Here is an 11,893-nt window from a genome sequence, read left to right as displayed (position 1 = left end):
GGTGCTGAGAGGTCGGTTTTCAGAACCTGATGTTGTAGCGAACAACATCATCAACCTGGGCTAGCTTGTCGTAGAGTTTACGCGCGGGGTTATTTTCATTTGTCACCCAGTACACCTTTGCCCAGCCCGCCTCACGGGCTTCATCGCAGACCCTCGTGATGAGCGCTTTTCCCGCTCCCACGCCACGCGCATTTTCTTCAACGAAGAGATCTTCCAGATAGCATACGGGCTGTGTAAACCATGTGCCTTCATGTATCACGCAGACCACGAAGCCCGTCACCTTGCCATCAAATTCGGCCAGCCAACACATTAACGCTGATTCGGGCGACTGTATTCTCTGCCAGGTAGATAACGTGACGGCATCGTCCAGGTTCTGTCCGTAAAAATGCAGATAACCTTTCCAGAGGGTTAGCCAGGCAGAGTAATCCTCTGGTATGGCTTTGCGGACCTTGAGCATTGGAAATTCCTTTTGGTTAAAACAACAACTAAGCGATGACAATGCGGGTGAGCTTTACCCGACTCTTGCAGGCACATTGGTGCACTATCAGTAATGATAACGACAGGTGCGATCAGCAGGGCATCTTCACTAAGAGCATCGTCAAGCCGATGCGCAGAAGTGAGACGGTGTGACCAAAAAACTAAGACGATATTTTCGCGCTGGCGGTTTTCCTGTCCTTTTGAAAGGGAGTCAGCTGGCACCCTTGGTGAGCGTTTTTTTACTGTGCCTTTGTCCGTTTCTTGCCATCCAGCTTCAGCAGAATACGCGAGTGTTGCTCGTGAAAAGGTCGAATGATGCGGTTAACCTTATTGCCTCATGCAGCGATCCAGGCAAGCGTTAAGCATCTACATCACCTCACCATTCTCCTGCCGGTACTCCTTCGGCGTGGTGGCATAGCTTTTTTTAAACACGGAGTAGAAATACTGGAGCGACGGGTAACCGCACATCTGGGAGATCTCATTGATGCTCAGCGACGAGCCCGCCAGCAGCTCCCTAGCCTTCTCCAGCTTCTCACGGTGGATCATGGCATGAATCGTGTCGCCGGTTTCATCCCGGAAACGCTTCTCCAGGTTTGAGCGCGACATGCCAATCGCATCCAGCACCTGCTCTACCTTAATGCCCTTGCAGGCGTTGAAGCGGATAAAGTGCATCGCCTGGATCACGGCGGGATCGTGCAGTGAGCGAAAGTCCGTAGAGCGGCGGGCAATGACTTTTACCGGCGGTACTAAGATACGCTGCAGAGGCAGGGTTTGCTTATCCAGCAGGCGATGCAGCAGTTTGGCGGCCTGGTAACCCATCTGGCGCGAGCCCTGAACCACGGAGGACAGCGCTACCCGCGACAGGTAACGCGTCAGCTCTTCGTTATCAATACCAATCACGCACAGCTTCTCCGGCACCGGAATCTTCAGGTATTCGCAGGCCTGCAGCAGATGACGCGCGCGGGCGTCGGTGACGGCAATAATGCCGGTATGGGGAGGAAGCGTTTGCAGCCAGTCGGCCAGGCGGTTTTGTGCATGCTGCCAGTTCTCAGAGGCAGTCTCCATGCCCTGATAGACGACGCCCATGTAACGTTCGCGCATCACCATTTTACGAAACGCCAGTTCGCGTTCCTGCGCCCAGCGTTTGCCGCTGGAAGCCGGTAAACCGTAAAAGGCGAAACGGTTGATGCCGCGCGCTTTCAGGTGCAGAAAGGCACTTTCCACCAGCGCACTGTTGTCGGTGGCGATGTAGTGTACTGGCGGATAATCCTCTTCACGGTGATAGGAGCCGCCTACGCCGACAATCGGCACTGCCACGTCCGCCAGCGAACGCTCAATGGCACTGTCGTCATAATCTGCGATGACGCCGTCGCCCAGCCATTCATGGATATTCTCAATGCGGCAGCGGAAGTCCTCCTCAATGAAAATATCCCAGTTGGTCTGCGAAGCCTGTAAATACTCGCCAACGCCTTCTACCACCTGACGATCGTAAACCTTGTTGGCGTTAAACAGCAGGGTAATGCGGTATCGTTTTTCATGCATAGTGGCACATCCCTTTAACTCCCAGCGCATTGCATAGCACAGCCGGATGCGCCACAGAAATGGTTTGCGCCACAGTGTGATCGTTCACACGATTACAGGCGGCGGCGCGTTGCAGTGTCCATCCACACGGCCAGCAGCAAAATCGCACCTTTAACGATGTACTGCCAGAAGGTCGGCACATCCATCATACTCATGCCGTTGTCCAGCGAGGCCATAATAAACGCGCCCATCACCGCGCCCGCGACGGAACCGACTCCGCCGGCCAGGCTGGTACCACCAATAACGCAGGCCGCGATCGCATCCAGCTCGGCGATATTCCCGGCGGAAGGCGAACCGGCCCCCAGGCGCGAACTGAGGATTAGCCCGGCAATCGCCACCATCAGGCCGTTGATGGCAAACACCGCCAGCTTGGTGCGCGCCACGTTAATGCCGGAGAGCCGCGCGGCATCAATGTTGCCGCCAATAGCATAGATACGCCGCCCGAAGGCGGTGCGGGTGGCCATAAACATCCCCACCAGCATGAGCAATGCCAGCAGCAGGACCGGTGTCGGTACGCCGCGATAATCATTCAGCAGCCAGATCGCACCCAGTACCAGAACGGCGGTAATGGCCTGCCGCGCTACGGTCCCGGTGGCGGCTGGCTGAGCCAGACCCAGTTGCTGACGGCGCAGCCGCAGCCGCCACTGCCACAGAATAAACAGCGCCAGGCCCGCAAAGCCAAAGCCAAAACCGATACCGCCGGGCAGATAGCTTTGCCCAATCTGCGACATCGCCGGGCTTGTCGGTGCCACGGTAGTGCCATCGGTGATGCCCACCAGAATGCCGCGAAACGCCAGCATACCGGCCAGGGTAACGATAAATGAAGGGACCTTGCGATAAGCTATCCACCAACCGTTCCAGGTGCCGAGCAACAGCCCCAGCACCAGCGTGACCACGATAGTCAGCGGCAGCGGCCAGCCCAGCCAGACATCGAAGATTGCCGCCGCGCCGCCCAGCAGGCCCATCATGGATCCAACAGACAGATCGATCTCGGCGGAAATAATCACAAACACCATGCCCACGGCCAAAATGCCGGTGATCGCCGTCTGGCGCAGCAGGTTAGAGACGTTGCGCGGACTGAGCCAGGCGCCGTCGGTGGTCCAGGTAAAGAACAGGGCAATCAAGACAATCGCCCCCAGCATCACCAGCACCTGCAGGTTACGCAGGCCGAGCTTGCTGGATACGTGCTTGTTAGCCGGTGCCGCTACGGCAGGTTTACTCTCGCTGTTAAGCATAATGTTCACTCCGCAGGGCGGCTTCCATCACCTGCTCCTGAGTCAGATTGTCGTTAATCAGATCGGCTTTGATTTGCCCTTCATGCATAACCAGAATGCGATCGCTCAGGCCCAGCACTTCAGGCAGCTCAGACGAAATCACAATCACCGAGATGCCCTGCTTTACCAGGGCGTTGATCAGCACATAGATCTCCTGGCGCGCCCCAACATCAATGCCGCGCGTCGGCTCGTCCAGAATCAGGATTTTCGGGTTGAGCAACAGGCACTTCGCCAGAATCGCTTTTTGCTGATTACCGCCGCTGAGGCGACCAATCGGCAGCTCAGGCGAAGAGGTTTTCACCCGCAGTCGTGCAATGGCGGCGTTGATGGCGCGCAGCTCTTCGGCCTCATCAAGGGTGGAAAGCCGATGACTGAACTGGTCCAGCGCGGCCAGCGTGATGTTTTTGCCTACGCCCATCAGCGGCACGATGCCGTCTTTTTTACGATCTTCCGGCACCATGGCAATGCCGTGCGCGATGGCGTGCTGGCAGTCGCGAATCGTAACTTTTTGGCCATTGATCGCGATGTCGCCCTGCCAGCGTCCCGGCCAGACGCCAAACAGGCACTGCACGGTTTCGGTTCGGCCTGCACCGACTAATCCGGCGATGCCGAGAATTTCGCCCTTTCGCAGGGTGAAGGAGACGTTATTCACCCGCTTCACATGACGGTTAACCGGATGCCAGGCTGTCAGGTTATCGACCTGCAATACCGTGTCGCCAATGTCGTGAGGCGAATGAGGATAAAGCGCCGTGAGTTCGCGTCCGACCATCATGGTGATGATGTCATCTTCGCTCAGGCCTGCCGCTGGCCGGGTGGCGATGTGCTGACCATCGCGAATGACACAGATCGTGTCCGAGATAGCCTTCACTTCGTTGAGCTTGTGCGAGATATACACGCAGGCAATGCCGTGTTCGCGCAGGTTCTGGATGATGCTGAGCAGCACTGTCGTCTCCTGCTCGGTCAGCGATGAGGTGGGTTCATCCAGGATCAGTAAGCGCACCTGCTTGTTGAGGGCACGGGCAATCTCCACCAGCTGTTGTTGCCCCAGGCCCAGTTCGCCCACGCGCGTATCCGGCGAGACGTTGAGTTTGACGCGCTCCAGCAGCTGCTGGCAGCGCAGCGTCATGGTTTCATCATCTACCATGCCGAAGCGCCCCAGCTCTGCGCCGAGAAAGATGTTCTCCATCACCGTGAGCTGCCGCACCAGCGCCAGCTCCTGATGGATGATGACAATGCCTTTGCGTTCGGTATCGCGGATGGTTTGCGCCTGAATATCCTCCCCGGCAAAGCGAATCTGCCCGTCGAAATCCCCGTGCGGATAGAGCCCGCACAGGATTTTCATCAGCGTCGATTTGCCAGAGCCGTTTTCACCGCACAGCGACAGCACTTCACCGGCATCCAGCTGCAGGCTGACGTTATCCAGCGCCTTCACCGCGCCAAAGCGCTTAGTGATGTTCTTCATTTCCAGCAACATCGTTTACTCTCCTTCGCGTAGCGCGATTAGAGTTCGCTTTTCTTGTGGAAACCGTCTTTCACCACGGTGCTGTCGATGTTGTCTTTGTTGACCTCAATCGGTGTCAACAGGCGCGCTGGCACGTCTTTCAGGCCGTTATTGAGCGTGGCGTTGCTGGCTGGCGTCTGACCGTTGCCCAGCTCGATGGCAATCTTCGCGGCTTCGGTAGCCAGCTCTTTGATGGGTTTGTACACGGTCATGGTCTGGGTGCCGTTCATAATGCGTTTGATGGCAGCCAAATCCGCATCCTGCCCGGAAATGGCCACTTTACCGGCCAGCCCCTGAGCGCTTAGCGCCTGAATGGCACCGCCCGCAGTGGCATCGTTAGAGGCGACAACTGCGTCAATATTGTTTTTATTGGCGGTCAGGGCATTTTCCATAATTTTCAGCGCGTTTTCCGGCAGCCAGGCATCCACCCACTGGTCGCCAACAATTTTAATACTGCCGTTATCGATGTAAGGTTTTAACACCTTCATTTGTCCTGCGCGGAACAGGCGGGCGTTATTATCTACAGGTGAGCCGCCCATCAGGAAGTAATTTCCTTTTGGTACCTTTTTCACCAGGCTTTCCGCCTGCATTTCACCCACTTTTTCATTATCAAAGGAAATATAAAAATCGATGTCGGCGTTATTTATCATGCGGTCATAGGCAAGCACTTTAATCCCTTCACGTTTGGCTTCTGCCACTACGTTACTCAATACCTGACCGTTGTAGGGAATGATAACCAGCACATCAACGCCACGGTTGATCATATTTTCAATTTGCGACATCTGAGTTTCTTCGTTGCCATTGGCTGACTGCACGAAGACTTTTGCGCCCTGCGCCTCAGCCTGTTTGACAAAGATGTCACGGTCTTTTTGCCAGCGCTCCAGGCGCAAATCGTCGATTGCCATGCCAATTTTGACTTCTTTTGCCAGACTGGCCTGGCTGAACAGGGCCAGCGCTGCAAGGGCAGCGAGTAATGCAGGTTTCATTTTCATCATGGTCATCCTGTAGGGTACGGTTATTGTCGTTGTAAGGCTATGAACCAGGCGGATGAATTGTTCACCTTATTTTCTGCTGCCAGCAATTACTGATTTTTATCCCGCTATTACGTTTTTTGGTTTATTTCTGTATTTATGAGCGCGATCGAAAATTTTACATTTTCAGACTCACCGATTGCGAGATAGGACCTGTCGGGCGTCATAAAGCCTTCATATTTTTTTGCGAGCAAGTGCACAATAAATAATTATCTTACCGGCTGTGTGAAATATCGTAATTGAGCGCGCTGAGAGCGGGTACGCACAATAACGCTTCTGGGTAACCCATTCGGGGCCGATGCTAAGGAGCAAACCATGCACGCTTATTTTGACCAGCTTGATCGCGTTCGCTACGAAGGAACAAAAACCACCAATCCTCTGGCGTTCCGTCACTACAATCCGGATGAAGTGATCATGGGTAAAACCATGGCCGAGCATCTGCGCTTCGCCGCCTGTTACTGGCATACGTTCTGCTGGAACGGTGCCGATATGTTTGGCGCGGGTGCGTTTGATCGTCCGTGGCAGAAAGCGGGCGAGGCGCTGGATCTGGCCAAACTCAAAGCGGACGTGGCGTTTGAGTTTTTTCACAAGCTGAACGTGCCCTATTACTGCTTCCACGATGTGGACGTGTCACCGGAAGGGGATTCGCTGAAAAGCTATCGCGAAAACCTGGCCGTCATGACCGATAAACTGCTGGAAAAGCAGCAGGAAACCGGGCTTAAGCTGCTGTGGGGCACAGCGAACTGTTTCACCCATCCGCGTTATGGTGCAGGCGCTGCAACCAGTCCCGATCCGGAGGTGTTTTCCTGGGCAGCCAGCCAGGTATGCAGTGCCATGAAAGCCACCCAGACGCTGGGCGGCGAAAACTATGTGCTGTGGGGCGGTCGCGAAGGATACGAAACCCTGTTAAATACCGACCTGCGCCAGGAGCGCGAGCAGATCGGCCGCTTTATGCAAATGGTGGTGGAGCACAAGCACAAAATCGGCTTCCAGGGCACGCTGCTGATCGAACCTAAGCCGCAGGAACCCACCAAGCATCAGTATGATTATGATGTCGCCACGGTTTATGGCTTCCTGAAGCAGTTTGGTCTGGAAAAAGAGATTAAGGTGAACGTCGAAGCGAACCATGCGACGCTGGCCGGCCACGCTTTCCATCATGAAATTGCAACGGCCATTGCCCTTGGCGTGTTTGGTTCGGTGGATGCTAACCGTGGTGATCCGCAGTGCGGCTGGGATACGGACCAGTTCCCGGTCAGCGTGGAAGAAAACGCGCTGGTGATGTACGAAATCATCAAAGCAGGCGGTTTCACGACCGGCGGCCTAAACTTTGATGCCAAAGTGCGCCGTCAGAGCACCGATAAGTATGACCTGTTCTATGGTCATATTGGCGCGATGGACACCATGGCACTGGCGTTGAAAGTCGCGGCGCGCATGCTGTCTGACGGTGAGCTGGATAAACGCGTTGCGCAGCGCTACAGCGGCTGGAACGGTGAGTTCGGCCAGCAGATTTTGAAAGGCGAGTTCTCTCTGGACGCGCTGGCGGCCCATGCGCATCAGCAGCAGTTTAACCCGCAGCACAACAGTGGACGTCAGGAGCAGCTGGAAAACCTGGTGAATCACTATCTCTATGATTTTTAATCCGTAAGGAGCGCGACATGGTAATCGGGATCGATATCGGCACATCCGGCGTTAAGGCTGTGCTGCTGGATGAGCAAGGCGTGGTTGTTGCGGTGGAAACCTCACCCTTGACGGTTTCCCGCCCGCAGCCGTTGTGGAGCGAACAAGATCCCGAAAGCTGGTGGCTGGCGACAGACCGCGCGATACAGGCACTGGCCCAGCAGCACGATCTGAGTGGGGTAAAAGCGATTGGCCTGACCGGGCAGATGCACGGCGCTACGCTGCTTGACGTACAGCATCAGGTGCTGCGCCCGGCCATCCTCTGGAATGACGGACGCAGCGGCGATCAGTGCCGTGAGCTGGAACAGCGGGTGCCTGAATCGCGTCAGATCACCGGAAACCTGATGATGCCGGGCTTCACCGCGCCAAAGCTGCTGTGGCTGAAAGAGCATGAGCCTGACGTTTTTGCTCAGGTCGCAAAAGTGCTGTTGCCCAAAGATTACCTGCGCTGGCGACTGAGCGGCGAATTTGCCAGCGATATGTCAGATGCGGCGGGCACAATGTGGCTGGATGTGGAAAAGCGTGACTGGAGTGAAGTGATGCTGGCGGCCTGCGGGCTGGCGCGTCACCACATGCCTGCGCTGTTCGAAGGTAATCAGATTACCGGTGCGCTGTCAGCGGATATCGCACAGCGCTGGAAACTGCCTCAGGTGCCGCTGGTGGCAGGTGGGGGCGATAACGCTGCCGGCGCAGTGGGTGTCGGCATGACTGCGCCGGGGCAAGGCATGTTGTCGCTGGGAACGTCCGGCGTCTATTTTGTGGTCAGCGACGGCTATCTCAGTAATCCGCAACGTGCCGTTCATAGCTTTTGTCATGCCCTGCCACAGCGCTGGCATCTGATGTCCGTGATGCTCAGTGCTGCGTCCTGCCTTGACTGGGCGGCTGCGCTGACCGGCTGCGACGATGTTCCCCATTTATTGTCAGAGGCGGAGCGGGCAAAACAGGATGCGCCGCCGCTGTGGTTTTTGCCTTATCTGTCGGGGGAACGCACACCGCATAATAATCCGCACGCCTGTGGCAGCTTCTTTGGCTTTACCCACCAGCACGGACGACCAGAGCTGGCGCAAGCCGTGCTGGAAGGCGTTGGTTTTGCACTGGCCGAAGGCATGGATGTGGTACACGAATGTGGTGTGACGCCCAGCAGTATCATGCTGATTGGCGGCGGCGCCCGTAGCGGCTACTGGCGCCAGATGCTGGCGGATATCAGCGGACAGACGCTGGATTACTGCGAAGGTGGCGATGTCGGACCCGCGCTGGGCGCAGCCCGTCTGGCGCAAATGGCGCTGGATGAGAATCTGACCGTGCCTGCCTTGAAGCAGGTGCAGCGCCACCAGCCGGACCCGGCGCGTCATGCGCACTATCAGCCGAGACGTGAGACGTTCAGCCGGCTGTATCAGCAGCTGCTGCCGTTGATGCAGGCGTAATCCAGAAAGGGGGCAAACTGTGTTGCCCCCTTTTCACTTAGCCAATTGCCCCCAGCGCATCGTCCTGACTCTGCTTCTTCGGCAGCAGGAACAGCGTTGCCACAATATCCAGCAGGTAGATGAGCGCCAGTAAGGTAATGGCCGCCACGAAAGAAAACTTGCCTGCCAGCAGGCCGATCACCAGCGGGCCGAATCCACCGACGCCACGTCCCAGGTTAAACAACACATTTTGCGCGGTCGCGCGCACCTGCGGTGGGAAGGTATCCGAGATTAGTGCACCGTATCCGCCGATCATGCCATTAACAAACAGCCCCATCAGGGCGCCCGTAAACAGCATAACGGTGGGATCGCGCAGTTGCGCATAAACCACAACCATCACGACTGCGCCGAACTGATAAAGCAGGAAAATTTTCCAACGTGCAAAGCGGTCCGCCAGCACGCCAAACAACCAGATGCCAAAAGTCATGCCGACCACGGTTACTGCCGTCCAGAGGCCGGATTTTGTCAGGCTGAAACCGAAGTTTGATGAGAGGTAGCTCGGCATCCAGATCATCAGGCCGTAATAACCAAAGTTCTGGACGGAGCAGAGAATAAAGATCCCCAGACTGGCCTTGCTGGTGGCGCGGTCTTTAACCAGCAATTTCAGTCGGGCGGGAAAAGACAGCGAGGGAACATGTTTGATCTGACGGGTAAAGCTCTCAGGTTCGCCCATGCTGCGGCGAATGATAAACGACACCAGCGCGGGCAGCAGCCCCACAAGGAACATCCCGCGCCAGCCAATAACACTCAGCAACGGCGGCGTGATAAACGCCGCCAGCAGAACCCCCAGTTGCCAGCCGATCCCGACCCACGCCGATGCGCGGTTGCGCTTCTCTGCCGGCCAGGCTTCCGCAATCAGCGCCATGCCGATACCAAACTCGCCGCCGAGCCCCATTCCAGCCAGCGTGCGGTACGCCAGCAGATCCCAGTAACCCTGAGCCACCGCGCACAGGCCGGTAAAAACGGAGAACATCAGTATCGTAATGGTTAAGACACGAATACGCCCGTAACGATCGCTGAGATGGCCAAACACGATGCCGCCAATCACGGCACCAATCAGCGTCCAGGTCACCAGCGAGCCCGCCTGTGAGGGATCAAGCGCCAGCGACAGGCTAATGGCAGGCAGCATAAATCCCAGAATCAGCAGGTCGAATCCATCCATGGCATAACCGCTGACGGCAGCCAGCATCGCTTTGGCAGGCGTAACGCTCTGCTTAGAAGAGGAAGAAGAGGACATGAATCAGCACCCGTTGGTTAAAAAACTGGCGCAAGTATAAAGAGCGATGCTGATGAGGTCTATGCAGAATAGCCGCAACCGTGCGCCTGAATAGCACACGGTTGTGCAGAATCAAGAAGGTTTATTACTGCCGTCGTCGCCGGATAAGAGCTCATCAAGCTTGTCTCCGCCGACGTGACGGAAATCCTGACCTTTGACGAAGTAGAAAATAATTTCGCAGATGTTCTGGCAGCGGTCACCAATACGCTCGATGGCGCGGGCGCAGAACAGTGCAGTTAACACGCTGGGAATCGTACGGGGATCTTCCATCATGTAAGTCATCAGCTGACGCACAATCCCTTCGTACTCTTTATCCACTTTTTTATCTTCGCGGTAGATCTGAACGGCTTCGTTAAGATCCATACGTGCAAACGCGTCCAGTACGTCATGCAGCATCTGTACGGTGTGGCGGCCCAGGGATTCCAGGCTGACCAGCAGAGGCAGATGTTGCTGACCAAACTTCTCCAGTGCGGTACGGCTGATTTTCTCGGCCACGTCGCCGATACGTTCCAGCTCGGAAATGGTCTTAATAATTGCCATAACCAGACGCAGGTCAATCGCAGTAGGCTGGCGTTTGGCAATGATGCGCACGCAGGCCTCATCAATCTCCACTTCCATCATGTTGACCTTCTGGTCGCCATCGATGACGCGCTGGGCCAGCTCACCGTCCAGGTTATGCATGGCGGTAATCGCATCGGTCAGCTGTTGCTCGACCAGCCCGCCCATAATCATCACCTGAGTGCGGATGTGCTCCAGTTCAGCGTTGAACTGACCGGAGATGTGTTTATTCAGATTTAAACTGTCCATGGCGATCTCCTGTCAAATCAGCCGTAGCGACCTGTGATGTAGTCTTCTGTTTGTTTCTGTGCCGGCTTGGTGAACAGCGTGTCGGTGTCGCTGAACTCAATCAGTTCGCCCAGATACATAAATGCCGTGTGGTCGGAACACCGTGCAGCCTGCTGCATGTTATGGGTCACGATCACAACCGTATAATCCTGCTTCAGTTCGGTAATTAATTCTTCGATACGGCCGGTGGAAATCGGATCCAGGGCTGAGCATGGCTCATCCAGCAGCAGCACTTCCGGACGGATAGCGATGCCGCGGGCAATGCACAGACGCTGCTGCTGCCCACCCGACAGGCTGTAGCCACTCTGGTGCAGCTTGTCTTTGGTTTCGTTCCACAGGGCCGCTTTGGTCAGGGCCCACTGCACGCGCTCATCCATATCGGCACGGGACAGCTTTTCGAACAGGCGCACGCCGAAAGCGATATTGTCATAAATCGACATTGGGAAAGGCGTTGGCTTCTGAAACACCATGCCAACGCGCGCCCGCAACAGTGCGATATCCTGATGCGACGCCAGAATATTGTCGCCATCCAGCAGAATATCACCTTCGGCACGCTGATCCGGATAGAGCGAATACATTTTGTTGAAGGTGCGCAGCAATGTGGATTTACCGCAGCCTGATGGCCCAATAAACGCCGTGACCTGGTTTTTAGCAATATCCAGATTAATGTTTTTCAGAGCGTGAAACTTGCCGTAATAGAAATTCAGATTACGAACCTCGATTTTTCCGGCTGACGCAGTCGCAGTACTCATTGTTTTTCTCTCTTA

10 protein-coding genes are annotated in these 11,893 nt (G+C 55.8%); 2 read left to right on the top strand and 8 right to left on the bottom strand.

Translation table 11 applies throughout. The features are described from left to right. Positions 1 to 19 precede the first annotated feature (19 nt). The 5 genes from ACPXSQ_RS18980 to xylF form a co-directional block, all read right to left on the bottom strand. Positions 20 to 457 carry a GNAT family N-acetyltransferase gene (locus ACPXSQ_RS18980; RefSeq protein ID WP_014332955.1) on the bottom strand — a complete coding sequence of 146 codons (438 nt, stop codon included), beginning with the start codon at positions 455 to 457 and terminating at the stop codon, positions 20 to 22. Between the two features lie 386 nt (positions 458 to 843). Further along, a complete protein-coding gene (xylR, locus tag ACPXSQ_RS18975) occupies positions 844 to 2,019 on the bottom strand; it encodes a D-xylose utilization transcriptional activator XylR (protein WP_014332956.1) in 1,176 nt (391 codons plus the stop codon). A 92-nt stretch (positions 2,020 to 2,111) separates the two neighbouring features. Further along, on the bottom strand, positions 2,112 to 3,293 hold the full coding sequence (gene xylH, locus ACPXSQ_RS18970) for a xylose ABC transporter permease XylH (RefSeq protein WP_014332957.1): 1,182 nt from the start codon (positions 3,291 to 3,293) through the stop codon (positions 2,112 to 2,114). Further along, positions 3,286 to 4,806 carry a xylose ABC transporter ATP-binding protein gene (locus ACPXSQ_RS18965; protein WP_022623735.1) on the bottom strand — a complete coding sequence of 507 codons (1,521 nt, stop codon included), beginning with the start codon at positions 4,804 to 4,806 and terminating at the stop codon, positions 3,286 to 3,288. The genes xylH and ACPXSQ_RS18965 overlap by 8 nt, the downstream gene beginning before the upstream one ends. Positions 4,807 to 4,832: 26 nt before the next feature. Continuing rightward, positions 4,833 to 5,825: a D-xylose ABC transporter substrate-binding protein gene (gene xylF / locus ACPXSQ_RS18960; RefSeq protein WP_019104653.1), complete on the bottom strand. Its 993-nt coding sequence runs from the start codon at positions 5,823 to 5,825 to the stop codon at positions 4,833 to 4,835. A gap of 354 nt (positions 5,826 to 6,179) precedes the next feature. Here xylF and xylA point away from each other — a divergent pair, with 354 nt between their 5' ends. Both xylA and xylB read left to right on the top strand, forming a co-directional pair. Continuing rightward, entirely contained in the window at positions 6,180 to 7,502 is a 1,323-nt protein-coding gene (gene xylA / locus ACPXSQ_RS18955; RefSeq protein WP_014332960.1) for a xylose isomerase, read from the top strand. 17 nt (positions 7,503 to 7,519) lie between these two features. Beyond that, on the top strand, positions 7,520 to 8,965 hold the full coding sequence (gene xylB, locus ACPXSQ_RS18950; RefSeq protein WP_426144238.1) for a xylulokinase: 1,446 nt from the start codon (positions 7,520 to 7,522) through the stop codon (positions 8,963 to 8,965). A gap of 37 nt (positions 8,966 to 9,002) precedes the next feature. Here the strand turns inward: xylB and ACPXSQ_RS18945 are convergent, their stop codons facing one another. The 3 genes from ACPXSQ_RS18945 to pstB all read right to left on the bottom strand — a co-directional run bounded on the left by ACPXSQ_RS18945 (position 9,003) and on the right by pstB (position 11,878). Further along, the gene (locus ACPXSQ_RS18945) at positions 9,003 to 10,241 is read right to left on the bottom strand and encodes an MFS transporter (RefSeq protein ID WP_013023945.1); all 1,239 of its coding nucleotides are present in this window, start codon (positions 10,239 to 10,241) and stop codon (positions 9,003 to 9,005) included. Positions 10,242 to 10,352: 111 nt separating this feature from the next. Then, on the bottom strand, positions 10,353 to 11,087 hold the full coding sequence (phoU, locus tag ACPXSQ_RS18940; RefSeq protein WP_013023944.1) for a phosphate signaling complex protein PhoU: 735 nt from the start codon (positions 11,085 to 11,087) through the stop codon (positions 10,353 to 10,355). Positions 11,088 to 11,104: 17 nt separating this feature from the next. Continuing rightward, positions 11,105 to 11,878, bottom strand: a complete 774-nt coding sequence (pstB, locus tag ACPXSQ_RS18935) for a phosphate ABC transporter ATP-binding protein PstB (protein ID WP_013023943.1) — start codon at positions 11,876 to 11,878, stop codon at positions 11,105 to 11,107. Positions 11,879 to 11,893 lie beyond the last annotated feature (15 nt).

The sequence above is a fragment of the Pantoea sp. EEL5 genome (assembly GCF_049892805.1).
In the GTDB taxonomy this organism is placed as follows: Bacteria; Pseudomonadota; Gammaproteobacteria; order Enterobacterales; family Enterobacteriaceae; genus Pantoea; species Pantoea ananatis.
The sequence above is the reverse complement of the archived record's forward strand: the minus strand, read 5'-3'. Positions and strand labels throughout refer to the sequence as shown.